Raw genomic sequence first — 24,243 nt, 5'->3', positions numbered from 1 at the left:
CCACCGGACTCCGGCGCACCACAACGACACCGCTGCGGCGGCGTGAATGCACCCGGACGGCCCAGTGGACGACGGTTTCAGCGGCGGCGTACGAGGGGGAACGGCAGCGTCTCGCGGATCGTCAGGCCGGTGAGGAACATGACCAGCCGGTCGACGCCGATGCCGAGTCCGCCGGTCGGCGGCATCGCGTACTCGAGTGCCTCCAGAAAGTCCTCGTCCAGCTCCATGGCCTCCGGATCGCCGCCGGCCGCCCGCAGCGACTGCTCGGTGAGGCGCCGGCGCTGTTCGACGGGGTCGGTCAGCTCCGAGTAGGCGGTGCCGAGTTCGGTGCCGAAGGCGACGAGGTCCCAGCGTTCGGCGAGCCGCGGGTCGCTGCGGTGCTGCCGGGTGAGCGGGGAGACGTCGGTCGGGAAGTCCTTGTAGAAGGTGGGCAGCTGGGTCCGTTCCTCGACGAGCCGCTCGTACATCTCCAGCACGACGTCGCCGGGCCCGTCGTCGGCGGTGTAGGGCACTCCGGCGCGGTCGCACAGCCGGTGCAGCCGCAGCAGTTCGCTGCCGGGCCCGATCTCCTCCCCCAGTGCCTCGGAGATCGCCCCGTACACGGTCTTGACCGGCCACGTCCCGGAGATGTCGTGCTCCTTGCCGTCCTTGCGGGCCACCGGGGAGCCGAAGGCGGCGGTCGCCGCGCCCTGGATCAGCTCGCGGACGAGGTCGAGCATGACGTCGTAGTCGGCGTGGGCCTGGTAGGCCTCCAGCATCGTGAACTCGGGGTTGTGCTTGTAGGAGACCCCCTCGTTGCGGAAGGTGCGGCCCAGCTCGAAGACCTTCTCCAGGCCGCCGACGCACAGCCGCTTCAGGTACAGCTCGGGGGCGATGCGCAGGTACAGGTCGAGGTCGTAGGCGTTGATGTGGGTGGTGAAGGGGCGGGCGTTGGCGCCGCCGTGGATCTGCTGGAGCATCGGGGTCTCGACCTCGATGTAGCCCCGGTCCAGCAGGCCCTGGCGCAGCGCCTGTACGGCGGCGGAGCGGGCGCGGAGCACGGAGCGGGCGCCGGGGCTGGTCGCGAGGTCGAGGTAGCGGCGGCGGACCTTGGCCTCGGGGTCGGTGAGGCCGCGCCGCTTGTCGGGCAGCGGGCGCAGGCATTTGCCGGTGAGCTGCCACGAGGTGACGAAGACGGTGGGTTCGCCCCGGTCGCTCAGTCCCGTGTGGCCGGTGGCGGTGATGTGGTCGCCGGTGTCGGTGTCGGCGGTGAAGCGGTCGAGGGCGGTGCCGGATCCGTCGCGGGTGAGGGCGATCTGGTGGTCGCCGGACCAGTCGCGCAGGACGGCGAAGACGATGCCGCCGAAGTCGCGGACCAGCATGAGGCGTCCGGCGACGGTCACGTCCTCGTCGGGCGGTACGTCGGCGAGGGCGTGGGTGGGGGCGGGGACGCCGACGGGGTAGGGGTCGCTGCCGCCTTCGCGCAGCCGGTCGAGCCTGCGGTGCCGGACGCGGACCTGATCGGGCAGGCCCGCGTCCGGGGCGGCGGGCCCGGCCTGGTCCCCTCCGTCGAGGCCGAGCGCCGTCAGGGACGGCAGCCCTTCGGTCGTGGCGGGCCGCTGCCCGGATCTCGGGTGCCCCTTTCCCCAGAGTTTGCGCAAGGAGGGTACGGACACGAAGCCTTCGGCGATGCCGGAGGCGAGGCCGATGCGGGCGAGGGAGGCGGTGTCGCCGTAACAGATGAAGCGCGGATACCACTCGGGGCGGTACTTGGCGTTGGAGCGGTAGAGGGCCTCCAGTTGCCACCAGCGGGAGAAGAAGAGCAGCAGGCGGCGCCAGAGCCGCAGGACGGGCCCGGCGCCGATGCGGGCGCCCTCCTCGAAGACGGACCGGAAGGCGGCGAAGTTCAGGGAGATCCTGTGCACGCCCAGTTTGGGGGCCACGGCGCACAGTTCGGCGACCATGAACTCCATCACCCCGTTGGGGGCGGTGCGGTCACGGCGCATCAGGTCCAGGGAGACGCCGTCGCGGCCCCAGGGCACGAAGGAGAGCAGGGCGAGGAGCCGGCCGTCCTCGCCGAGGGCCTCCACGAGCAGACAGTCGCCGTCGGCGGGGTCGCCGAGCCGGTCCAGGGCCATGGAGAAGCCGCGTTCGGTCTCGGTGTCGCGCCAGGCGTCGGCCTTGTCGACGATCTCCTCCGTCTCGCGTTCGGTGAGGGTGGCGTGGCGGCGGATGCGGCAGGTGGCGCCGGTGCGGCGGACCCGGTGCGCGGCCTGCCGGGTGACCCGCATGTCCCGGCCGTTCAGGTCGAAGGAGGCCACCTGCACGATCGCCTCGTCACCGAGCTGGAGGGCGCCGAGGCCGGCGCGGGTGTAGGCGCGGGCACCGTCCTCGGAGGCGCCCATCACGGCGGGCACCCAGGCGTGCCGGCGGGCCATGTCCAGCCAGGCCCCGATGGCGTGCGGCCAGGCCTCCGGGTCGCCGACGGGGTCGCCGCTGGCCAGGCACACCCCGGCCTCGACCCGGTAGGTGACGGCGGCCTTGCCGCTGGGCGAGAAGACGACGGCCTTGTCGCGGCGGGTGGCGAAGTAGCCGAGGGAGTCCCGTTCGCCGTAGGCCGCGAGGAGGGCGCGGATGCGGGCCTCCTCGTCGTCGTGCAGGGCTGCCTCCAGCCGCTGTGAGCGGAACAGCGTGGCGGCGGCGTTCAGCAGGGCGAGCGCGCCGAGCAGGCCGAGCACGAAGGTGACCTGGCGTGGTGGCCGGCCGTCGAAGGAGCTGCCCGAGACGAGGCCGCCGCACACCCGGTCGGCCGCCCAGGCCAGGTGCTGGCTCTGCGGCAGTGTGCCGGGGAACAGCGAGACCAGGCCCCAGCCCAGCAGGATCGCGACGGCGAGACCGGCCAGCAGCACCCCCAGGGCCCGCCGTACGGCTCCGCGTCGGGAGGCGGCGTAGAACTCCCCGCGGGCCACGACCAGAAGGAGCAGCAGCAGCGCGCACAGCACCAGGGACGGCAGTGACTGCGCGTACAGGCCCAGGGCCACGCCGAGGGCGTCGGTGAGGACCAGCAGGCCCAGGTAGACGACCACCAGCCACCAGGCGATCTTCTTGCGGGCCGCTGTGGCGCCGGCCAGCAGGAAGAGGAAGACCGCGTAGGCGAGGTTGGCGCTGATGGGGACGAGGAGCAGGTCGAGGGTGCGGACGACCGGGCGGAGCAGGACGCGCAGCGGGGCGATGAACGCGAGCAGGGCGCACAGCAGGCCGAGCGCGGCGAAGAGGGTCGCGAAGGCCTCCGGCACCCAGCCGAGGCGTCCGCCCGCGGGTGGGCGTGAGGGTGCCGTGGCGTCCCTCCGCGCGGCGGGCTCCGCGGTGGCAGTCATGGTTCCGACTGTAGGAAGCGGCCGGACGCCTCGCCCGTCGAGACAGCGCCGAATGCCGGGCGCGACTGCGGCCGAGACGACACCGGACGCCGGATACCGGGCGCGGGCCCGGTCGGGACGATGCCGGATGCCGGAGCCGGGCGAGGGACCGTTCGCGACGATGCAGGACGCCAGGCGCGGGACTATGCGAGACGATGCCACAGCCGGGCGCCGGACAGGTCGTGGCGGAGCCGTGAGGCCGACGCCGGACCGGTCGAGGCAACGCCAAAACCGCACACCAGCCCGACCGAAAACACGCCGACGCCGGACACCGGACCGATCCAGTCAGTGCTGTCGGCCGGGCGCCGGACCGGTCGAAACGACGCCCTGGGCCGGACGCCGGACCGATCGAAACGACGCCCCGGGCCGGATGCCCGCCCAGTCGTAACAACACCGTGGGCCGGACGCCGGCTCTCCCGAAACGGCGCCGGGCGCTGGATGCGGGCTCTGCCGAAAGGGCGCTGTGGGCCGGACACCCGCTCGGCCGAGACGGCGCGGTGGGTCGGGCGCGGGCCCGTCGCGTGGCCCTGCGTCGTGGCCGGAGGGGCTGGTTCCGATAACCTCACGGCCGTGACGGAACAGCACGAACAGCACGCGCACCGGTTCGAGCGGGGGACGGACGGGCCGAAGGTCATCCTGGTCGGGGTCGACGGTTCCGACTCCTCGCTGCGTGCCGCCGCCTACGCGGGCGGTCTGGCCCGGCGGCAGCACGCGCTGCTGGCCGTGGTGTATGTGCAGCCGGTTCTCGCGGCCGGGGCGGCACTCGGGGCGCCGGTGGCGGAGACGACCGACGAGATCGCCGAGGACCTGATCGCGCAGATCCGCGAGGCGGCCGAGCGGGTCAAGGGGATATTCGACGTGCGCTGGGAGTTCCACACCTTCCGCGGCGACCCCTACAACGGCCTGGTGAAGGCGGCCGACGAACTCAAGGCGGACGCGGTGGTGGTGGGCGCCTCGGAGCAGGCCGGGCACCGGATCATCGGCTCGGTGGCGGTGCGGCTGGTGAAGGCGGGGCGCTGGCCGGTGACGGTCGTTCCGTAGGGCGCCACAGGAGCGGCACTCCGGCCCGGTGAGCGCCGCAGGGCGGTCAGGGCGGCGGTGGCGGCCGTGCCGGTGACCGACCGGGCGGCGAGGGTACGGGCCACCCGGCCGGGGTCGGGTCGAGGCGCTCGGCGCCGAGGACGGGGTGGAACGCGCCCGCGCAGGGGATCGGGGCGCCGGGGCGGACGAGGGCGGGGCCGGGCGGCCGGATCACGCGCAGCGCGCCGGCCGTGGGCAGGACCCGGCGGCGAGCGGGCGGGCCGGCGGGGAACCGAGCAGCCCCTCCGGTAAGGGGCGGGCAGGGCACGACCCGCGGCGCGTCCGCCCGCCGACCCGGCGCCGGTGCATCCCCATGCGCGGGTGCGGGACGCGGCCGACGCGCATCCGGGGCTCGCCGCCCGCGACCCGCACCCGCGCATGGACACCGGCCGGGGCCGTGCGTGGCGTCTTCCGTCCGGGGCGGGCCTGAGACATCATGATCCGCCGACAGCCGTTTGCCATCGGCGAAGAGGTGAGGCTCGTGGCCAAGCTCCGTATGGGTGAGGGGATTCTCCGTCGCAAACCCATCGAACACATCGAGGAGACGGAGGTCGGCGAGGGCCCCCGCCTGGACAAGTCGCTGGGCCTGTTGCAACTCACCGCGATCGGCGTGGGCGGCATCATCGGCGCGGGCATCTTCACGCTGGCCGGCACGGTGGCCAACGGAACGGCGGGGCCCGCGGTGCTGGTGTCGTTCCTCATCGCCGGTCTCGCGAGCGCGTGCGCCGCGCTGTCGTACGCCGAGTTCGCGGGGCTGATCCCGAAGGCGGGGTCGGCGTACACCTACGGCTACGCGGTGCTCGGCGAGTTCACGGGCTGGTTCATCGGCTGGGACCTGCTGCTGGAGTACACGGCGATCGTGGCCGTGGTGGCCATCGGCATCTCCGGCTACTTCAGCTTCCTGGTCGAGGAGATGGGCGCGAACCTGCCCGCCTGGATGCTGGGCGCGCCCGGCACCGGGCAGGGCCACCGGGTCGACCTGTTCGCGGCCGTGCTGTGTCTGCTGATCGCCTGGCTGCTGAACCTGGGCATCCGCAGCGCGGCCCGCTTCGAGACGTTCGTGGTGACGCTGAAGGTGCTGGTGGTGCTGCTGGTGATCGGGGTGGGCGTGTTCCACATCAACACGGCGAACTACCACCCGTTCTTCCCGTTCGGCATCAGCGGGGCGTTCACCGGTGCGGCGACGGTGTTCTTCGCGGTGTTCGGCTACGACGCGATGTCGACGGCCGCGGAGGAGTCGAAGGACGCGCAGCGGCACATGCCGAAGGCGATCATCTACTCGCTGGCGATCTCGATGGTGCTGTACGTGGCGGCCTGCCTGGTGCTGACGGGCATGCAGAACTACAAGGACATCGATCCGGAGAGCGGATTCTCGTCGGCGTTCAAGTCGGTCGGTCTGACCGGGCTCGCGGACGTGATCGCGGTGGGTGCGATCATCGGCATCCTCACGGTGATGTTCACGTTCATGCTGGGCGTGACCCGGGTGTGGTTCTCGATGTCCCGTGACGGGCTGCTGCCCAGGTGGTTCGCCAAGACGCATCCGACGCGGCACGTGCCGACCCGGGTCACCTGGATCGTCGGGGCGGCGTCGGCCGCCATCGCCGGGTTCGTCCCGATCGGGGAGGCGGCCGAACTCACCAACATCGGCATCCTGCTGGCGTTCGTGGTGGTGTGCGCGGCGGTGATCGTGCTGCGCTACCGGCAGCCCGAGCTGCCGCGCACCTTCCGTACGCCGTGGATGCCGTTCGTGCCGGCGCTGGGTGTGCTCTTCTCGCTCTGGCTGATCACGTTCCTGCAGTGGCAGACCTGGGTGCGGTTCGCGGTGTGGTTCCTGGTCGGCTGCGTGATCTACTTCGGCTACTCCTACCGGCGTTCGGCGCTCGCGACACGGGCCCCCACCGAGTGATCACTCCCCCATGACCAGGCCGTCCCCGGCGGCGCCACGGCTGAGGACCACGTCCCTGATCCGGTCGCGCACGTTCTCCAGCTCGGCACCCTGGGCGATCGCCCGGTTGAGGTCGACGACGCGGCCGGCGTCGAGGTCGTACAGCTGCGGGACGAACTCGGCCTTGGCGACCTGCCAGCGGCCGCCGGGCCGGGCGGGCGGGACGAAGGTGAAGCGGCCCAGCGTGGACTCGTTGGCGCGCCGGTCCTGGGCGCCCTTGTCGTTGTACATCTCGCCGGCGATCTGGTCACCCATGCCGTAGATCACCCAGGTGCCGTTGACCTTCTCGTACGCCTGCGGGACGTGGGCGTGGGTGCCGAGGATCAGGTCGATGTCCGGGCGGCCGTTCGTCGCCGAGGCGGTGAGCCGCTGGGCGAGGCCGGTCTGGTACCGGTCGGGTTCGTCCTGCCACGCGGTGCCCCAGTGGACGGAGACCACGACCACGTCGGCACCGGCCTGCCGGGCGGCGCGGGCGTCGGCGATCATCCGGTCCGGGTCGATCAGGTTGACGGCCCAGGGCTGTCCGGAGGGCTTCGGGTGGCCGTCGGTGCCGTACGTGTACGACAGGTGCGCGACCTTGGCCGGGCCGGCCCGCAGGAGCGTGACCGAGCGGGCCTCGGCCTCGCTGCGGGCGGTCCCGGCGTGCCGGAGTCCCGCCCGGTCCATGGCGTCGAGGGTGCGCAGGACGCCCCGCGTGCCGTCGTCCAGAGCGTGCTCGGAGGCGGTGGAGCAGCCGTCGTAGCCGGTCGTGGCGAGGCCCAGGGCGATCTGTGGCGGGGCCTTGAGTGCGGGGCGGCCGGAGTAGTCGCCGTCGGCGCCGTAGACGGTCTCCACGTGACACAGGGCCAGGTCGGCTCGGGAGACGACCGGTTTGACCCCGTCGAGCATGGGCCGGAAGTCGAAGCCGCTGCCGTTCGCGTCGAAGTCCGCCCGGTCGATGACGGAGGTGTGCGGCAGGATGTCGCCGGAGGCGACGAGGGTGAAGCCGCGGACGGCGGAGGCGGCGGCTGCGGAGGCGGCGGTGGCGGAGGCGGCTGCGGAGGGGGCAGCGGGCGCGGGAGCCCCATCGTCCTGCCGGTCCTGGTTCTGGCAGGCGGCCGCCGCCGCGAGGAGGGCGGTCAGGGCCAGGGCCAGGGTCATCTGCTGCCTGCGACGGAACATCAGCTCACCCCAAGGTCTTCGTATCTACAGACAAAGCCGTGACGGGCATATGGGTACGAATCTGACCTCTCCCGTAAACAACCCGTACGGTCTCGTTAGCCCGTCCGGTGCCGTGCCGGACCGTTCGTCCGACCGTTCGCCGACGCGATCGACCGTCCGTCGCACAGCCGTGCCCGCCCCCTGTGCCCCGGTCGCGCCCTGCGCTGCGATACGGCCATGACGGCCGGAACCTCACTGATCCACGGGACGACGACACCGCCCCTCGGGACGACGACCGCCGAGCACGAGCTGGCCGCACTCCAGCGCGAGCACGGCGGGCCCCTGTTCGCCCTGCTGTTCAGGCTCTGCGACGGGGACCGGCAGCGCGCCGAGGACCTCGTGCAGGAGACCTTGGTGCGCGCCTGGCAGCATCCCGAGGCCCTGCACGCCGACGACTTCGACTCCGTGCGGCCCTGGCTGCTGACCGTCGCCCGGCGGCTCGCGATCGACGCCCGGCGGGCCCGGCAGGCCCGGCCGCCCGAGGTCGGTGACGCGGTTCCGGAGAACGCCCGGGTGACCGCCGACCACGCCGAGCGGTCCGCCGCGGTGCTGGATGTCCGGGAGGCTGTGAAGACACTCACTCCAGAGCACCGTGACGTACTGGTACTCGTGTACTTCCGCGGGGCCAGTGTGGCGGAAGCGGCGAAAACCCTGGGGATCCCACCGGGTACGGTGAAGTCTCGCGCGTTCTACGCGCTGCGCGCCCTGCGCCGGGTCCTTCCGGGCTACGCAGCCGACCTGCGGTGAAACCGGAAGCCAGGTCAAACCTCGGTAAAGCGCCTTGCTGTGGGCCCCCTTCGGGCAATGGGCTGTCCTCAACCGCGTTCCGGGCGGGGCAGGGTCCGGGGGGTCGGGCGACGCGCACGTACCGGAGGAAGGGCAGGAAGGGATGCTGCACAGAGGTCACGAGAGCACCGACGACACCGGCGGCGGTGAACTGATCGTCCCCATGGCCTGGTTGTACGCCGAGTACATCGCCGACGAGCTGCTGCGCACCGGCGATCTGATGCCACCGACGTCCTTCGAGTTCCGGGCCGGCCGGGACGCGCTGGCGCTGACCGTCTTCCTGTCCGACACCGACGGTGAACTCTCGGGCATCCGGGTGATCTCACAGCTGGAGAACTGGCTGTCGCTGACCGCCTACGACCAGCCCTGGCGGGACTGGGTGCACGAGCGCCTGGCCGAGCTGACCGCCCAGGACGCCGAGGCGGGCACCCCCTCGGCCGACCTGGCGCTCGCGGCGGACGCCTGGCGCTGGCTGGAGGAGACCGAGCTGCTCGCGCCCGACCTGGACGCCGTCCCGGGCGGCGGCGCGGTGTTCGGCGAGGACGACGGGCCGAAGGTGTGGACGCCGGCCTGGCGGCTCGGGCTGCCCCTCGGGCACCTCGCGATCCATCTCTTCTGACCAATCCGAAATTCACACCAATCCGTGGGCCCGGCCGCTCCGAATCTCTTGTCCGGGATTCTGCGCGTGGCTTGAGTGATTCGGCTGTCGGCTGCGTACGGGTGGGAGCAAGGAGTAACCCTTCCCCCACCCTTCGGCACGAGGATTCGGCATGAGGTCCCTGGAAAGGCATCGCGACGTCGGCGCGTACGCGCTCGGCGTGCTGGACGAGGCGGAGGCCTTCCGCTTCGAGGACCACCTCATGGAGTGCCCGCAGTGCGCGGCACACGTGACCGAATTCGGGCCCGCGGCCCGGCAGTTGATGCTGTACCGCCGGGCCACGCCGCGCTTCGTGCACCCCATGGCACAGCCCGGTCCCCGGTTGCTGGACCGGCTGCTCGGCGACATCTCCCACCGCCGGCGGGCCCGGCGCCGCCGGCTGCTGTACGGCCTGGCCGCCTCGGTGGTGCTGGCCGTGGCCGGACCCGGGATCGTGGCCTTCGCCGGCCATCCGGAGCCCACCGCGCACGTCACCGCGGCGACCGATCCGCACACCGGGGTGTGGGCGCGGGTCACCTCCGAGGACGAGGACTGGGGCAGCGACCTCCGGCTGGAGATCAAGGACGGCTCGGGCCCGCGCGCCTGCCGGCTCGTCGCGATCGGGAATGACGGCACGGAACAGGTCGTCGCCGGCTGGACCAACCCCGGACGGAGCACCAGGCCCACCACGGCGCTCGGCGCCGCCGAGATGCATCCGGACCAGATCGCCCGCTACGAGGTCCGCACGGCGGAAGGACAGAGCCTGGTGACCCTCGAGGCGCCGTAGGACCTCACTTCAGCAGCCGGGACAGCCGGCGGTCCGCCAGGGGCTTGCCGCCCGTCTGGCAGGTGGGGCAGTACTGGAGCGAGGAGTCGCTGAAGGAGACCTCGCGGACGGTGTCGCCGCACACCGGGCAGGGCTCGCCGGTGCGGCCGTGGACGCGCAGGCCGCTCTTCTTCTCGGCCTTCAGCCGCCCGGCGGCCACTCCGCGGGAGCGTTCGACCGCCTCGGTGAGCGTGCCGCGCAGCGCCTCGTAGAGATGATGGGTCTCCTCCGGGGTGAGGGAACCGGCGATCTTGAACGGGGACATCTTCGCGGCGTGCAGGATCTCGTCGCTGTAGGCGTTGCCGACACCCGCGATCAGGGACTGGTCCCGCAGCGCGCCCTTGAGCCGGCGCCTCTCGTCCTTCAGGAGGGCGGCGAAGCGGTCCTCGTCGAAATCACCGGCGAGCGGGTCCGGGCCGAGCCGGGCGATGCCCGGGACCTCCTGCGGGTCCCGGACGACGTACACCGCGAGCCGCTTCTGGGTGCCGGCCTCGGTGAGGTCGAAACCCTCGCCCGTCTCCAGCGCCACGCGCAGCGCGAGCGGGCCCTTGCCCGGCTTGGGCGGGCCGTCCGGCAGCCGGTCCTTCCACTGCAGCCAGCCGGCGCGGGCCAGGTGGGTCACCAGGTGCAGGCCGCTGTCCGCCTCGAGGTCCAGGAACTTGCCGTGCCGGTGCACGGCCGTCACCTCGCCGCCCTCGAACGCGGTGACCGGAGGGTCGTACGTCTTCAGGACGCTGATGGCGACCGGCATGACCCGCACCACCCGGCGGCCGACCAGGTGCTCGGTGAGGAAGTCCGTCAGCGCTTCTACCTCGGGCAGTTCCGGCATAGGTACAGGGTGCCACCGGGCACCGACAACGCCCTGCCGGGATTCCTGCCGCCAGGGGGCTCCGCCCGGATCGGCCCGGGTCCGAACGAAACCCCCTAGGGCATGCGGAACTCGCACCACACCGCCTTGCCGCCGCCGCGTGCCTCGACGCCCCAGACATCGGCGAGCCGGTCCACGAGGAGCAGCCCGCGGCCCGAGACGCCCTCCTCCCCCGCCTCGCGGCGGCGCGGCAGGGCGCTGGAGGAATCCTCGACCTCGATGCGGAGCGTGCGGCCGCTGCTGTCGAGGGCGCGCAGGGTGACGATCGCCGAGCCCTCGGTGTGGATCAGTGCGTTGGTGATCAGCTCGTCGGCGACCAGCTCGATCTCGTCGGTGCGCTCGGCGGCGCCCCAGGCGCGGACGGCGGCACGGATCATGTGCCGGGCCTGGACGAGGGCTTCGGGGTCGCCGGGCGCCACATGCTGCTGGAGGCGGCCGCCGGGCCGCCGGGCCTGCGGCACCCGGCGGCGCAGCAGGAGCAGGGCCACGTCGTCGTCGCCGCCCCGCTCCTCGGCCATCCGGATCAGCCGGTCGGCGAGGGCGCGCACGTCGTCCGGGGCCTTGGCGATGAGTGTCGTCAGGCCGCGCATCCCGTCGTCGAGATCGGCTCCGGGCTGCTCGACGAGTCCGTCGGTGCACAGCAGCAGGGTGTGGCCGGGGTCGAGTTCGAGGGTGGAGACGGGGTACTCCAGGCGGCCGAACTCGGCGGACAGGCCGAGCGGGAGTCCGCCCTCGACGGGCACCCGGCGGCAGGTGCCGTCGGCGTGCCGGAGCAGCGGGTCGATGTGGCCGGCACGGACCGCCTGGACGACGCCGGTGGCCAGGTCGGCCTCCGCGTACAGGCAGGTGGCGAAGCGGTCGGTGTCGAGTTCGTGCAGGAAGACCGAGGCGCGGGCCATCACGGTGGCCGGGGTGTGCCCCTCGGCCGCGTAGGCCCGCAGCACGATCCGCAGCTGGCCCATCACGGCGGCCGCATGGGTGTCGTGGCCCTGGACGTCGCCGATGACGGCTCCGACCCGGCCGCCGGGCAGCGGGATCAGGTCGTACCAGTCGCCGCCGATGTCCCGGCCCAGGGCCGCCGAACGGTAGCGGACGGCGACGTCGGCGCCTCGGACGCTGGGGATCGTGCGGGGCAGCATGGCCTGCTGGAGGCCCTGGGCGAGGTCCTTGTCCTGCTCGTAGAGCATGGCCCGCATGAGGCTCTGCGCGATGCTGCTGCCGAGCGCGACCAGCACGGCGCGCTCCTCGGTGGAGAAGCCGCGCCGGTCGTCGTAGAGCAGGCCCATGGCGCCGATCGGGCGGGCCTGGGCGATCAGCGGCAGATAGGCGGCCGAGGTGATGTGCAGATCGGCCAGGTGCGGCCAGAGGATCGGGTAGCCCTCGGCGAACTCCTCCGGGGACTCGATGAACCGCGGGACGAGCGTGCGGACGACCTCGCTCATCGGGTACGGCTCGTCCGTCCGGGTGATCCGGGTGCCGGGGACGAAGCTGCCGGCGGGGCCCTCGGCGACGAGCCGGATGCGGCCCGCCTCCACCAGGCCCATGACCAGGCTGGCCGCGCCGAGGTGGCGGATGCCGTGGGCGTCCTTGAGGACGTCGATGACGTCCTGCACGCTGCGGGCGTGCGCGAGGGCGGCGGAGATGACCTGGACGATGTTGGTCTGCTGGCGCAGGGCCTCGTCCTGGGCGGCCCGGAGGCTGCGGGCCGCGCTGTCGGCGAGTTCCTGGGTGGCGTCCCGGACGATGCCGACGACCCGGCGCGGGCGGCCCGACGCGTCGCGCCGGATGTAGCCCTGGGTGTGCGTCCAGCGCGGGGTGCCGTCGCGGCGGCGGATGCGGAAGTAGGCACCGTAGTTCTCGCTGCCGTCCTTGATGGCTTGGGCGACCACCGCGTCGAGCCGGGCCGCCTCCGGCGGCGGCACCCGGACGGCGAGGGACTCCGGGCGGCCGTCGTACTCCTCGGGAAGCAGGTCGAACACCTCGTAGGCCTGGGCGTCCATGTGGAAGAGACCGCCGTCCAGGTCCCAGTCGAAGCTGCCCATGCGGTTGAGCGCGAGAATCGGGTCCGGATGGGCGGGCCAGTCCTCCGGGAGTGACAGGGCACTCGCTCCCCGATCAGCCATGGAGCCACCTTGCCAGGATTTGCCCGATTATTCGACTTGGTGGCCTTCCGTACCGTGCCCGCCGCATCACGGTCGGTGATTCCCCACTATCGTCTGCATCGCCCTTGTCCGACGGGCAACTCGGGGGAGCATCCGGCCGCGAAGAAGGGCACGCACCGCCGTGGACTGGTTCACCGCACCCGACTACTGGTTGAGCCGGCTGGTTCTCCAGCGGGCTCTGGCCGCCGTGTACCTCTTCGCGTTCCTGACGGCGGCCCTGCAGTTCCGGGCCCTGCTCGGGGAGCGCGGCATGCTGCCGGTGCCGCGCTTCGTGGCACGGGTGCCCTTCAGACGGGCCCCGAGCCTGTTCCACGCGCACTACTCGGACCGGTTCTTCGCGGTCTGTGCCTGGACGGGCTGTGCGGTGTCGGCGGCCCTGCTCGCCGGGGCGGACTCCGCGCTGCCGCTGTGGGCGGGGATCCTGCTGTGGCTGGTGCCCTGGGCGCTGTATCTGTCGATCGTCAACGTGGGCCAGACCTGGTACGCGTTCGGCTGGGAGTCGCTGCTGCTGGAGACCGGGTTCCTCGCGGCGTTCCTCGGCAACGACGAGGTGGCGCCGCCCGTCGTCGTGCTGTTCCTGCTGCGCTGGGTGATGTTCCGGGTCGAGTTCGGCGCCGGGCTGATCAAGATGCGGGGCGACGCCTGCTGGCGGAAGCTGACCTGCCTGTACTACCACCACGAGACACAGCCCATGCCGGGTCCGCTGAGCTGGTTCTTCCACCATCTGCCGAAGCCGCTGCACCGGGTGGAGGTGGCCGCCAACCACGTCACCCAACTGGTGGTACCGGTGCTGCTGTTCACGCCGCAGCCGATCGCCTCGGCCGCGGCCGCCCTGATGATCGTCACCCAGCTGTGGCTGGTGCTCTCCGGCAACTTCTCGTGGCTGAACTGGATCACCGTCGTGCTGGCGCTGTCCGCGCTCCGGCTCCCGACGACCGCGCCGTCCGTGCCGTCGGCGCCCCTGTGGTACGAGATCGTGGTGTCGGCGGTCGCCGCGCTGCTGCTCTTCCTGAGCTACCGCCCGGTGCTGAACATGATCTCCCGCCGCCAGGTCATGAACCGCTCCTTCGACCCGCTGCACCTGGTGAACACCTACGGCGCCTTCGGCAGCGTCAGCCGGGTGCGCTACGAGGTGGTGGTCGAGGGCACGCTGGACGACACACCCAGAGAGGACTCGGACTGGCGGGAGTACGAGTTCAAGGGCAAACCCGGCGCGCTTCGGCACTGGCCCCGCCAGTTCGCGCCGTACCACCTGCGCCTGGACTGGCTGATGTGGTTCGCCGCGCTGTCGCCCGCCTATGCCGGGGAGTGGTTCGGCGGGCTGGTGGAGCGGCTGCTGGAGAACGACCGCGACACCCTGAGGCTCCTGCGCCGTTCCCCCTTCCCGCCGGACACCCCGCCCCGCCACGTCCGGGCCCGTCTCTTCCGCTACCGCTACACCACCTGGCGGGAGCTGCGGGAGACGGGCGCCTGCTGGGAGCGGACGTATGTGCGGGAGTATCTGCCGCCGACCCGGCTGGCCGGGGTGGCTCAGAGGTCGTAGACGCGCCGTGCGGTGCCCTCGAACACGGCCGTGCGTTCCGCCGCGCCGAGTCGAGCGGTCAGCTCCTTCGCCGTGCCGAGCACGTCCGCATAGGTGGCCGCGATGGTGCACACCGGCCAGTCGGAGCCGAACATCAGACGGTCGGCGCCGAAGGCCTCCAGCGCGGTCTCGGCGTACGGGCGCAGGTCGCCGGTCCGCCACGTCGCCGGGTCGGCCTCGGTGACCAGGCCGGAGAGTTTGGCGACCGTGTTGGGCAGGGCGGCCAGGGCCCGCAGGGAGGAGGCCCAGGGCTCACGTTCACCCGAGGCGATGGGCGGCTTGCCCAGGTGGTCCAGGACGAAGACGAGAGAGGGCAGGGCGGCGGCCGCCTGGACGCAGGCCGGGAGCTGGTGGCTCTGGACCACCAGGTCGTAGACGAGGCCGGCCTCGGCGACGGCGGTCAGTCCTCGCCGGACGTCCGCCCGCAGCAGCCATTCCGGGTCGGGCTCGCCCTGTACCTGGTGGCGGATGCCCCTCAGGTGGCTGCCGCCGGGAAGTGCGCGCAGGCGGGCCAGTTCGTCGGCGATGTCGGGGCGGGTGAGGTCGGTCCAGCCCACGACCCCGGCGACGAGATCGTGCTCGGCGGCGAGCGCGAGGAACTCCGGTGTCTCCTCGGCGACGGTGACCGTCTGGACGAGGACGGTACGGTCGACGCCGGCGGCACGGGCCTCGGGTTCGAGGTCGGCGAGCGTGAAGTTCCTTCGCAGCGGCAGAAGGGGACCCTCGATCCAGTCCTGGTCGCGGACGGACAGGTCCCAGACGTGGTGGTGGGCGTCCACGGTCATGGCAGCAGGCCGGTGTCGCGCAGTTCCCGCCAGAACGCCTCCGGTACGGATGCCGCGAACTGGTCGGCGCCGTCGTGGACCTCGGCCGCCGAGCGGGGCCCGGTCAGGACGGCGGTGACGGCCGGGTGCGCGGACGCGAAGGCCAGCGCGGCGGCACGCAGGGTGGTGCCGTGCCGCTCGGCCGCCTCCTTCAGCCGCAGGGCACGGTCCAGCAACTCCCGTGGTGCGGGGGCGTAGTCGTAGGTCGCCCATGGTGTCGGGTCGGCCAGCAGGCCCGAGTTGAAGACGCCGGCGAGGACGACCGACACGCCCCGCTCGGCGGCCGCGGGCAGCAGTGCGGTGCCGGCGCTCTGGTCGAGCAGGGTGTAGCGGCCCGCGCAGAGCACCACGTCGACGTCGGTGTCGCGGACGAACCGGGTGAGCATCCCGGTCTGGTTCATGCCCGCGCCGATCGCCCCCACGACGCCCTCGGCGCGCAGTTTCTCCAGGGCCGGATAGCCCTCGCGGAAGGCCTGTTCGGCGTGGTCGTCCGGGTCGTGGAGGTAGACGATGTCGACGTGGTCCAGGCCGAGCCGTGCCAGGCTGGCTTCCAGGGTGCGGCGGACGCCGTCGGCGCTGAAGTCCCACACGCGCCGGTGGGCGGCGGGCACGGCGAAGCCGTTCCCGAGGTCGTCGCCGGTGCCGTCGGCGGGGTCCAGGCGGCGGCCGACCTTGGTGGAGACGGTGTACCGGGAGCGCTCGTACGCGCGCAGGGCCGTACCGAGCCGGCGTTCGGACAGGCCGAGCCCGTAGTGCGGTGCGGTGTCGAAGTAACGGATGCCCCGCTGCCAGGCGGCCCGCACGGTGTCGTACGCCTGCTCGTCGTCCAGCGGGGTGTAGAGGTTGCCGATGCCCGCGGCGCCGAACCCGAGCGGGGTGACTTCGACGCCGCCGCGGCCGAGCGCCCTCACCGGCCCACTGGCCGCAGCCTGAGGCCCTGCATGCCGCCGTCGACGGCGAGGGCGGTGCCGGTGGTGGCGCCGGACAGGGGGCCCGCCAGGTAGGCGATGGCTCCCGCGACTTCGGCGGCCGACACCAGCCGTCCAGTGGGCTGGCGGGCCTCCAGCGCGGCACGCTCGGCGGCCGGGTCCGGGGCCGCGTCCAGCAGACGGCCGATCCACGGGGTGTCCGCCGTACCGGGGTTGACGCAGTTGACGCGGATGCCCTCGCGGACGTGGTCGGCGGCCATGGCGAGGGTGAGCGAGTACACGGCGCCCTTGGTGGCGCTGTACAGGGCGCGCTGCGGGAGTCCCGCGGTGGCGGCGATGGAGCAGGTGTTGACGATCGCCGCGTGGCGGGAGCGGCGCAGGGACGGCAGGACCGCGCGGGCCGTGCGGACCATGCCGAGGACGTTGACGTCGAAGACGTGCCGCCACTCGCTGTCGTCGTTGTCCTCGACCGTGCCCTGGGCGCCGATCCCGGCGTTGTTGACGAGGATGTCCAGACCGCCGAGGGCTTCGGTGGCCTCCTCGACGGCGGCGCGCACCGAGCGGTCGTCGGTGACGTCGGCGGGGAACGCCAGGAGCGGCTCCCGCACCGGCGACGGGTCCAGGTCGAGGACGGCGACCCGGGCGCCGCGCGCGGCCAGGAGGTCGGCGGTGGCCCGGCCGATGCCGGACGCACCGCCGGTGACCAGGGCCTTGAGGCCCGCGAAGTCGTTCATGCGGCCTGTCCCTTCGCTGTCTCGGGGTCGGCGGCCCAGAAGGTGCCGCCGGGGAAGGTGTACCGCGCGACGGACTCCGGGCGCAGGGCCGCGGAGAAGCCGGGCGCGGTGGGTGCCGTGTAGTGGGCGTCGCGGAGGACGACCGGTGTGAGGAAGTGCTCGTGCAGGTGGTCGACGTACTCGATGACCCGGTCCTCGGTGGTGCCCGAGACCGCCAGGTAGTCGAACATGGACAGGTGCTGGACGAGTTCGCACAGGCCGACCCCGCCCGCGTGCGGGCAGACCGGGACGCCGAACTTGGCGGCGAGCAGGAGGATGGCGAGGTTCTCGTTGACCCCGGCGACACGGGCGGCGTCGATCTGGACGATGTCCAGGGCGCCGGCCTGGAGCAGTTGCTTGAACACGATCCGGTTGTGCGCGTGTTCGCCGGTGGCGACCTTGACCGGGCGCACGGCGCGGCGGATCGCGGCGTGGCCGAGGACGTCGTCGGGGCTGGTGGGTTCCTCGATCCAGTACGGGCCGAACTCGGCCAGGGCTCTGGTCCAGCGGATCGCCTCGTCCACGTTCCAGCGCTGGTTGGCGTCGACGGCCAGGCGCACGTCCGGTCCGATGACCGCGCGGGCCACCCGGCAGCGGCGGATGTCGTCGTCGAGGTCGGCGCCGACCTTGAGCTTGATCTGCCGGAAACCGTCGGCGACGGCCTGGGCGGCGAGCCGGCCCAGTTTGTCGTCGTCGTAGCCGAGCCAGCCCGGGGAGGTGGTGTAGGCGGGGTAGCCGCGCTCCAGCAGCCGGGCCCGGCGTTCCGCGGCTCCTTCCGTGCCCCGTCTCAGCAGGCGGAGGGCCTCCTCGGGGGTGAGCGCGTCGGTGATGTACCGGAAGTCGATCTGCCGGACCAGCCACTCCGGTTCGGCGTCGGCGAGCAGCTGCCACAGCGGTTTGCCGGCCCGCCGGGCGGCGAGGTCCCACACGGCGTTGACGACGGCCCCGACGGCCATGTGCATCACGCCCTTCTCGGGGCCGAGCCAGCGCAGTTGGCTGTCGCCGATCAGGTCCCGCAAGAGCGAGCCGGGGTCGGCGCACAGTCCGTCGACGTCGCGGCCGAGCACATGGTGCCGCAGGGCGTCGATCGCGGCGACCTGGACGTCGTTGCCCCGCCCGATGGTGAAGGTGAATCCGTGTCCCTCGTGCCCGTCGGCGGCGTCGGTGCGGAGCACGACGTAGGCCGCCGAGTAGTCGGGGTCGGGATTCATCGCGTCGGAGCCGTCCAGCTCGCGCGAGGTGGGGAAACGGATGTCGTGGGTGTCGACCGCGGTGACGCGGGCGGGGGCCTCGGGCACTGAAGTCCTTTCGGTCGGCGGTGGTTGACGGTCCATCAGTCCTGGGCACGGCCGGTCGTCACGCGGGCGATCATGAGGGCGACGAGGATGATCCCGCCGTAGATGGCCTGGATCCAGAACGACGGCACCTGCGCGAGGGTGAGCAGGTTCTGGACGACGCCGAGCAGGAGGACACCGGTCAGGGCGCCGAACATGGTGCCCCTGCCGCCGTCCAGGCTGATGCCGCCGATCACCGCGGCCGCGAACACGGTGAAGATCATGTTCTGGCCCTGGTTGGCGCTGATCGCGCCGACGTACCCGGTCTGCAGGAGGCCGCCGACCGAGGCGAGCATGCCCGCGACGACGTACACGCCGAGCATGACGCGGTCCACGCGGATACCGGCCGCCCGGGCCGCGTCCGCGTTGCCGCCGATCGCGTACAGGGCGCGGCCGGTGCGGTGGTACCTGAGCACGAGTCCGGTGACCGCGAAGGCGGCCGCGGCGAGCCACACGGACATCGGGACGTGCAGGAAGGTGGTGGTGGCCAGGGAGTAGAAGGCGTCGGGCATGCCGAACAGCGTCTTGCCCTTGGTCGCGCCGACCAGCAGGCCGCGCAGCACGATGAGCATCGCGAGCGTGACGATGAACGCGTTGAGCCGGAACTTGACCACCAGGACGCCGTTGAAGGCGCCGATGGCGGCGCCGACGACGGGGATCGCGAGGAGGGCGAGCGCGGCCGGGAAGCCGGTGCCCCAGCCGGACTGGTGCGCGGGCAGCACCAGCAGGGCGCCGATGGCGGGTGCGACACCGACGACCGACTCCAGGGAGAGATCGAACTTGCCGGTGATCAGCACGAGGGATTCGGCGAGCACGACCAAGGCCAGCGCGGCGGAGGCGCCGAGGATGGAGATCAGGTTGCGCTCGGTCAGGAACGAGTCGTTGACCACCGCGCCCAGCACCATGAGCAGTAACAGCGCGGGAACCAGCGCGAGTTCGCGGGCCCGGCGGAGCAGGAGCGTCCTGGAGCCGCGCAGGCCCCGCACGTCCCGCGCGGGCTCGGCGGTCGCCGTCGCCGCGGCCTTCGTCTCAGTCACCCCGCCGCCCTGCGGGTCGGCCGGGGGTTTGGGGGGTCGCCCCCCGGAGAGAGGCTGTAGCCATGGTCAACTCCTTCGATGGAGGCGATCAGCTCGTGGTCGTGCCAGCCGGCCGGATGCTCGGCGACGACACGGCCGTGGAAGAGGACCAGGACGCGGTCGCAGCGGCGCAGGTCGTCGAGTTCGTCGGAGACGACGAGGACGGCCGTGCCGTCGTCGCGGGCGCTGTCCATGCGGGCGAGGAGTGACTCCTTGGACTTCACGTCGACGCCCGCGGTCGGGTTGATCAGGACGAGGAGACGGGGATCGGAGGCGAGTGCGCGGGCCATGACGACCTTCTGCGCGTTGCCGCCGGACAGGTCCGCCACCGGCTGGTCGGGGCCCTCGGCGTGGATGTCGAGGCGGTCGATCAGCTCTCCGGCGAAGGCGCGTCTGCGCTCGGTGGCGACGAAGCCGAAGCGGCCGAGCCGGTCCAGCACGCTCAGGGTGGTGTTGTCGCCGATGCTCATTCCGGCCACGAGGCCCTGGTCGTGCCGGTCGCGCGGGACACAGCCGATCCCGGCCGCCAGGGCGGCCCGCACGTCCCCGAACCGCAGCTGCTCACCGCCGAGTTGCGCGGTTCCGCGGGTTGGGGTGTGCAGTCCGGCGAACGACTCGGCCAGCTCGGTCTTGCCGCTGCCGCTGGAGCCGGCGAGGCCGACCACCTCCCCACGGCGGACGGTGAGGTCGACGTCCTCGTACGCCGGTGAGGTGAGCCCGCGCGCCTCCAGCAGGACGGGGGCGGCCGCGTCCACTGCGCCGACCCGTACGGCCTGTTCGGTGATCGACTCACCGGCCATCGCCTCCACCAGGGCCGCCCTCGGCAGGTCGGCGACGGGCGCGGTGGTGATCCACCGGGCGTCGCGCAGCACGGTGACCGCCTGGCAGACCTCGTACACCTCCTGCAGGTGGTGCGAGATGAACAGGAAGGTGACCCCGGACTCCTGCAGGGCGCGCATGCGGGTGAACAGCCGCTCGATCTCCCGGTTGTCGAGCTGGGCGGTGGGCTCGTCCAGGACGATGAACCGGGCACCGAGGCTCAACGCGCGGGCGATCTCGACCATCTGGCGGTCCTCGACCTTCAGGTCGGAGGTGCGTGTCTCGGGGTCGACGTGCACGTCCCAGGTGGCGAGCAGGTCGGCGGCCTCGCCGCGCAGCCTGCGCCAGCTGATGAACCCGCGGCTCATCGGCTGCCGGTTGAGGAACAGGTTCTCGGCGACCGTCAGCTCCGGTACGACGGTGGGCTTCTGGTACACGCAGGCGACCCTGCGGCGCCAGGCGTCCCGGTCGGCGAGCGGGGGTGCGGGCTCGCCGTCGAAGCGGACGGTGCCCTCGTCCGGGGCCTGGAGGCCCGTGAGGATGTTGACCAGGGTGGACTTGCCCGCGCCGTTGCGGCCGACCAGGGCGTGGGACTCGCCGGGGAACACGGTGAGCCGGCCGTCGGCGAGGGCGAGCGTGGGGCCGTAACGCTTGACGACGCCCCTGGCTTCGACGAGTGGAGTGCTCATCGGACCGTGTTGCCCCAGAGCTTCTGGTCGTCGACGTTGTCCTTGGTGACCAGGGGGGCGGGCAGCTGGTCCTCGAGGATGCCGCTCGGCAGTTTCACGATGGTCGAGTCGTGGTCGGTCGGCCCGGGCTCGAACGTCTTCCCGGCCATCGCGGCCTTGATGTAGTACATGCCGTACTTGGCGTAGGCGTCGGCCGGCTGGGAGACGGTGGCGTCGATCTGCCCCTTGCGGATGGCGTCGAACTCCTGCGGGATGCCGTCGTTGGAGACGATGGCGATGTGGCCCTTCTGCCCGGCCGTCCGCAGCATGCCCTTGGACTTCAGGGTCTGCAGGGTCGGCGCCAGGTACACGCCGCCGGCCTGCAGGTAGATCCCCTTGATGTCGGGGTTGGCGTTGAGGAGGGTGTCCAGTTTGGCGGCGGCGGTGTCGGACTCCCATTTGGCGGGGATCTCCAGCACCTTGAGCTTCGGGTACTTCTTCTTCACGCAGGACCTGAAGGCCTCGGAGCGGTCGCGGCCGTTGACCGAGGCGAGGTCGCCCATGATCTGCACGACCTTGCCGCCGGTGACGTGCCGCCCGAGGTAGTCGCAGGCCTTCTCGCCGTAGGCGACGTTGTCGGCGCGCACCACCATGGCGACCTTGCCCTGGTCGGGCGCGACGTCCACGGCGACGACCGGTATGCCCTTGCGCTCGGCCTGGTCGAGCCCCGCCTGGATGGCGGCGCTGTCCAGCGGGGCGACGACGAGACCGCGCACGCCCTGGTTCAGCTCGTTGTTGATGTCCGTGATCTGCTGCGAGGGGTCGCTGTTGGAGTTGACGGTCTTGAGCGCGTCGACGCCCTCGGACCTGGCCATCTTCGGCACGTAGTCGTTGTACGACTGCCAGAACGGGGAGGTCAGCAGCGGCAGGATCACCCCGACCTTGCCCGAGCCGTCCCCGCCTGCCGCGCCGGCGGCGCCCGTGTCCTTCGTGCTGCCGCACGCGGCGAGCAGGAGGGAGGCGCCGACGGCCAGGGCCGCCGCGCCGGTGATCCGTGACCTGTTCTGCTTCCTCGCTGTTCTGGCGGGCATCTCGCGGCTCCTCGTCGAGGGTGTTCGAGCAGATGCCTGGATACTTATCAGACCACTTGAGCGCCGGAACACCCTCGTGCAGCGGAAAATCGCACTCCCTCGGCGTAGTGGTCGGACCACTGCGCTGGCTAGACTGCGACGCAACCTGGTGACCGGAGGAGTGGCGTGGACGAGGCAGCCCCGCAGAAGGGCACGGTGACCCAGCGCGCCATCGAGGAGATCAAGGCGATGATCGCCGGGGGCCGGCTGGAGCCGGGCCAGCGGCTGCCCACCGAGCGGGATCTGGCGGCCCGGCTGGGTATCTCGCGCAGTTCGATGCGGGAGGCGATCCGCGCCTTGACGGTCCTGGGCGTGCTGGAGGCCCGGCACGGCTCCGGCATCTACGTCACCGCGCTGGAGGCCGGCGACCTGCTGGAGACCTTCGGCGTGGTCGCCGACCTGTCCCGTGGGCCGCGGCTGGTGGAGCTGCTGGAGGTGCGCCGGATCCTGGAGTCCACGGCGACCGCGCTGGCCGCCGCACGGATCACGGAGGAGCAACTGGCCGCCGTGGAGAAGCACTTGTCGGCGATGAACACCGCCGACGACCCGGAGGAGATCCTCGCCCACGACCTCGCCTTCCATCGGGAGATCGCCGCCGCCGCGGGCAACGAGACGATGGCCGCGATCCTGGAGGGCCTGTCCTCGCGCACCTTCCGTGCCCGCGTCTGGCGCGGCTACCAGGAGGAGGGCGCCTTCGCCCGCACCCGCCGTGAGCACGCCGCCATCCACCGCGCTCTCGCCGCCCGCGACCCGGAGGCGGCACGCTCCGCGGCAGCGGCCCACGTGAGCGAGGTGGAGCAGTGGCTGCGGGCTCAGCTGGGTGGCCAGGACCTGTCGTCATCCCTGGGCGGTGCGGGCCTCGGCCCGGCCCGGGGTCACGCGTGAACGGGCGACGGCCCGGTTGAGCGCGGCGCGCACCTCCGCGGTCTTGGGCTCCTCGGGACCGAGGTGCTCGGCCAGCACGGGGTAGAGGTTCGCCAGGGTCTCCAGGGCATCCGGGTGGCCCACGGTCTCCTGCAGCAGTCCGATCTCGCCGCGCACCTCCAGCAGCAGCGGATCGCGTGGGTCGTCCTGCGGCAGTTCGTCGCACAGGGCGGTGTACTCGTCCAGCGCCTGCTCCAGGTTCCCCAGACGCATGTGGCAGTGGGCGGCCTTGGCCCGGCACCGGGCGGCGTCGGCCGCGTGCTCGGGTCCGGCCGCCGCCAGCTCCTTGCCGAGGGCCGCGTACAGCGGCAGTGCCTGACCGAAGCTACCGTCGTGGAAGAGCGCCAGCGCCTGGCTCCTGCGAATCGTGACGGACAGCGCCGGCGTGGCGGGGGCGCCGGACGGGGTGCTGGTCCGTGCTGCGGGCCGCGGCGGTCGGCGGGTGGCGGCGAGCAGCCTGTCCAGCCGGTCGAGCACGATCCGGGCGGACGGCGGGCGCCCTGCTATCTCCTTCGCCAGCAGGTCCATCACGAGTGCGGTGACGTCCCCGGGGAGGTCGGGCCGTAGCGTCTCGGGGGCGACGGGGACCGCGGTGCGGTGTCCGTCCATGACGGTGACCGCCTCGCCGGTGAAGGGGGGCTGGCCGGTGAGCGTTTCGTACAGGACACAGCCCAGGGCGTAGAGATCGGTCTGCGGCACGACGGCTCCGCTGTGGAACTGTTCCGGCGCCATGTAGGCGACCGTGCCGAGGAGCTGACCGGCCTGCGTCAGCCGGGGATTGGCGGTACCGAAGACCGCGGCCACGCCGAGGTCGACGATCTTTATGCCGCCCGCCTCGGTGATCATGATGTTGGCCGGCTTCACGTCCCGGTGGATCACCGGATAGGAGTGCAGGTGGTGCAGCACTTGTGCGGTCTGCCGGGCGACATCGAGGGCGGTGCCGACCGGGAGGCGGCCGTCCTTGGCGAGCACCTGGGCCAGATCCGTCCCCAGGACGAGTTCCCAGACCATGTGGAGGTCTTTCGGGCTGCCCTCCAGCCGGGCGTCGAGGAGCACGGGGAGGTTGGGGTGCGTGAAGCGGGCGCCCAGTTCGGCCTCCCGGCAGAACCTGGCGACGATGTCGTCGGTCGTCAGGCCGCTGCCGGCACCGGCGAGCCGCTCAGGGTTGATGATCTTGATGGCGACGGCTCGCCTGAGACGCCTGTCCCAGGCCTGCCACACCTGCCCCATGCTGCCCTGGCCGAGCGGATTGCGCAGCTCGTAGCGGTTGTCGACCACTCTCATG

At 72.2% G+C, this 24,243-nt stretch carries 19 protein-coding genes; 7 read left to right on the top strand and 12 right to left on the bottom strand.

All coding sequences use genetic code 11. The features are described from left to right. Window positions 1-77: 77 nt before the first annotated feature. Window positions 78-3,356: a bifunctional lysylphosphatidylglycerol synthetase/lysine--tRNA ligase LysX gene (lysX, locus tag ACZ5CW_RS09055; protein WP_468599628.1), complete on the bottom strand. Its 3,279-nt coding sequence runs from the start codon at window positions 3,354-3,356 to the stop codon at window positions 78-80. A gap of 609 nt (window positions 3,357-3,965) precedes the next feature. On the opposite strand from lysX, the gene ACZ5CW_RS09050 reads away from it, so the two are divergent. Further along, on the top strand, window positions 3,966-4,436 hold the full coding sequence (locus tag ACZ5CW_RS09050) for a universal stress protein (protein WP_468599627.1): 471 nt from the start codon (window positions 3,966-3,968) through the stop codon (window positions 4,434-4,436). 520 nt (window positions 4,437-4,956) lie between these two features. Further along, entirely contained in the window at window positions 4,957-6,381 is a 1,425-nt protein-coding gene (locus ACZ5CW_RS09045) for an amino acid permease (RefSeq protein ID WP_468599626.1), read from the top strand. On the opposite strand, the gene ACZ5CW_RS09040 is transcribed toward ACZ5CW_RS09045, so the two are convergent. Then, window positions 6,382-7,581, bottom strand: a complete 1,200-nt coding sequence (locus ACZ5CW_RS09040) for a CapA family protein (protein WP_468599625.1) — start codon at window positions 7,579-7,581, stop codon at window positions 6,382-6,384. It abuts the gene before it with no gap. 216 nt (window positions 7,582-7,797) lie between these two features. On the opposite strand from ACZ5CW_RS09040, the gene ACZ5CW_RS09035 reads away from it, so the two are divergent. The 3 genes from ACZ5CW_RS09035 to ACZ5CW_RS09025 all read left to right on the top strand — a co-directional run bounded on the left by ACZ5CW_RS09035 (window position 7,798) and on the right by ACZ5CW_RS09025 (window position 9,830). Continuing rightward, entirely contained in the window at window positions 7,798-8,367 is a 570-nt protein-coding gene (locus tag ACZ5CW_RS09035) for a sigma-70 family RNA polymerase sigma factor (protein WP_468599624.1), read from the top strand. 142 nt (window positions 8,368-8,509) lie between these two features. Then, on the top strand, window positions 8,510-9,025 hold the full coding sequence (locus tag ACZ5CW_RS09030; protein WP_468599623.1) for a hypothetical protein: 516 nt from the start codon (window positions 8,510-8,512) through the stop codon (window positions 9,023-9,025). Between the two features lie 151 nt (window positions 9,026-9,176). Further along, window positions 9,177-9,830 (top strand): zf-HC2 domain-containing protein, encoded by a 654-nt coding sequence (locus ACZ5CW_RS09025; protein WP_468599622.1) that lies wholly within the window; start codon window positions 9,177-9,179, stop codon window positions 9,828-9,830. Window positions 9,831-9,834: 4 nt separating this feature from the next. Here ACZ5CW_RS09025 and ACZ5CW_RS09020 read toward each other — a convergent pair whose 3' ends face one another. Further along, on the bottom strand, window positions 9,835-10,698 hold the full coding sequence (locus ACZ5CW_RS09020; protein ID WP_468599621.1) for an Fpg/Nei family DNA glycosylase: 864 nt from the start codon (window positions 10,696-10,698) through the stop codon (window positions 9,835-9,837). A 95-nt stretch (window positions 10,699-10,793) separates the two neighbouring features. Next, entirely contained in the window at window positions 10,794-12,860 is a 2,067-nt protein-coding gene (locus ACZ5CW_RS09015) for a SpoIIE family protein phosphatase (protein WP_468599620.1), read from the bottom strand. Window positions 12,861-13,020: 160 nt separating this feature from the next. Between ACZ5CW_RS09015 and ACZ5CW_RS09010 the strand changes: the two genes are divergently transcribed. Beyond that, window positions 13,021-14,442: a lipase maturation factor family protein gene (locus tag ACZ5CW_RS09010; RefSeq protein WP_468599619.1), complete on the top strand. Its 1,422-nt coding sequence runs from the start codon at window positions 13,021-13,023 to the stop codon at window positions 14,440-14,442. Here ACZ5CW_RS09010 and ACZ5CW_RS09005 read toward each other — a convergent pair. Genes ACZ5CW_RS09005 through ACZ5CW_RS08975 form a run of 7 tightly spaced genes read right to left on the bottom strand, consistent with a single transcriptional unit; the run spans window position 14,430 to window position 21,995 of the window. Next, a complete protein-coding gene (locus ACZ5CW_RS09005) occupies window positions 14,430-15,266 on the bottom strand; it encodes an amidohydrolase family protein (RefSeq protein WP_468599618.1) in 837 nt (278 codons plus the stop codon). The genes ACZ5CW_RS09010 and ACZ5CW_RS09005 overlap by 13 nt on opposite strands. After that, window positions 15,263-16,216 (bottom strand): aldo/keto reductase, encoded by a 954-nt coding sequence (locus ACZ5CW_RS09000; protein WP_468599617.1) that lies wholly within the window; start codon window positions 16,214-16,216, stop codon window positions 15,263-15,265. The genes ACZ5CW_RS09005 and ACZ5CW_RS09000 overlap by 4 nt, the downstream gene beginning before the upstream one ends. After that, entirely contained in the window at window positions 16,213-16,968 is a 756-nt protein-coding gene (locus tag ACZ5CW_RS08995; protein WP_468599616.1) for an SDR family NAD(P)-dependent oxidoreductase, read from the bottom strand. Before ACZ5CW_RS08995 ends, ACZ5CW_RS09000 begins: the two co-directional genes overlap by 4 nt. Next, window positions 16,965-18,305 (bottom strand): L-fuconate dehydratase, encoded by a 1,341-nt coding sequence (locus tag ACZ5CW_RS08990; RefSeq protein WP_468599615.1) that lies wholly within the window; start codon window positions 18,303-18,305, stop codon window positions 16,965-16,967. The genes ACZ5CW_RS08995 and ACZ5CW_RS08990 overlap by 4 nt, the downstream gene beginning before the upstream one ends. Window positions 18,306-18,340: 35 nt before the next feature. Beyond that, window positions 18,341-19,378: an ABC transporter permease gene (locus ACZ5CW_RS08985; protein WP_468599614.1), complete on the bottom strand. Its 1,038-nt coding sequence runs from the start codon at window positions 19,376-19,378 to the stop codon at window positions 18,341-18,343. Continuing rightward, window positions 19,375-20,925 carry a sugar ABC transporter ATP-binding protein gene (locus ACZ5CW_RS08980; protein WP_468599613.1) on the bottom strand — a complete coding sequence of 517 codons (1,551 nt, stop codon included), beginning with the start codon at window positions 20,923-20,925 and terminating at the stop codon, window positions 19,375-19,377. Before ACZ5CW_RS08980 ends, ACZ5CW_RS08985 begins: the two co-directional genes overlap by 4 nt. Beyond that, entirely contained in the window at window positions 20,922-21,995 is a 1,074-nt protein-coding gene (locus ACZ5CW_RS08975; RefSeq protein ID WP_468599612.1) for a sugar ABC transporter substrate-binding protein, read from the bottom strand. The genes ACZ5CW_RS08980 and ACZ5CW_RS08975 overlap by 4 nt, the downstream gene beginning before the upstream one ends. Window positions 21,996-22,160: 165 nt before the next feature. On the opposite strand from ACZ5CW_RS08975, the gene ACZ5CW_RS08970 reads away from it, so the two are divergent. Continuing rightward, on the top strand, window positions 22,161-22,919 hold the full coding sequence (locus tag ACZ5CW_RS08970) for a FadR/GntR family transcriptional regulator (protein WP_468599611.1): 759 nt from the start codon (window positions 22,161-22,163) through the stop codon (window positions 22,917-22,919). Here the strand turns inward: ACZ5CW_RS08970 and ACZ5CW_RS08965 are convergent. Beyond that, the gene (locus tag ACZ5CW_RS08965; protein WP_468599610.1) at window positions 22,872-24,242 is read right to left on the bottom strand and encodes a protein kinase domain-containing protein; all 1,371 of its coding nucleotides are present in this window, start codon (window positions 24,240-24,242) and stop codon (window positions 22,872-22,874) included. The genes ACZ5CW_RS08970 and ACZ5CW_RS08965 overlap by 48 nt on opposite strands. Between the last annotated feature and the right edge of the window lies 1 nt (window position 24,243).

It is taken from the genome of Streptomyces sp. NPDC031379, assembly GCF_055569615.1.
Note: the sequence above shows the minus strand (reverse complement) of the source record. Positions and strands in the feature narration are given on the sequence as shown.

Bases quoted from the DNA above. Each gene is read 5' to 3' on its own strand.
- lysX (WP_468599628.1), bottom strand. From the start codon at position 3,356: ATGACTGCCACCGCGGAGCCCGCCGCGCGGAGGGACGCCACGGCACCC.
- ACZ5CW_RS09040 (WP_468599625.1), bottom strand. From the start codon at position 7,581: ATGTTCCGTCGCAGGCAGCAGATGACCCTGGCCCTGGCCCTGACCGCC.
- ACZ5CW_RS09035 (WP_468599624.1), top strand. From the start codon at position 7,798: ATGACGGCCGGAACCTCACTGATCCACGGGACGACGACACCGCCCCTC.
- ACZ5CW_RS09030 (WP_468599623.1), top strand. From the start codon at position 8,510: ATGCTGCACAGAGGTCACGAGAGCACCGACGACACCGGCGGCGGTGAA.
- ACZ5CW_RS09025 (WP_468599622.1), top strand. From the start codon at position 9,177: ATGAGGTCCCTGGAAAGGCATCGCGACGTCGGCGCGTACGCGCTCGGC.
- ACZ5CW_RS09020 (WP_468599621.1), bottom strand. From the start codon at position 10,698: ATGCCGGAACTGCCCGAGGTAGAAGCGCTGACGGACTTCCTCACCGAG.
- ACZ5CW_RS09015 (WP_468599620.1), bottom strand. From the start codon at position 12,860: ATGGCTGATCGGGGAGCGAGTGCCCTGTCACTCCCGGAGGACTGGCCC.
- ACZ5CW_RS09005 (WP_468599618.1), bottom strand. From the start codon at position 15,266: ATGACCGTGGACGCCCACCACCACGTCTGGGACCTGTCCGTCCGCGAC.
- ACZ5CW_RS08995 (WP_468599616.1), bottom strand. From the start codon at position 16,968: ATGAACGACTTCGCGGGCCTCAAGGCCCTGGTCACCGGCGGTGCGTCC.
- ACZ5CW_RS08980 (WP_468599613.1), bottom strand. From the start codon at position 20,925: ATGAGCACTCCACTCGTCGAAGCCAGGGGCGTCGTCAAGCGTTACGGC.
- ACZ5CW_RS08975 (WP_468599612.1), bottom strand. From the start codon at position 21,995: ATGCCCGCCAGAACAGCGAGGAAGCAGAACAGGTCACGGATCACCGGC.
- ACZ5CW_RS08965 (WP_468599610.1), bottom strand. From the start codon at position 24,242: ATGAGAGTGGTCGACAACCGCTACGAGCTGCGCAATCCGCTCGGCCAG.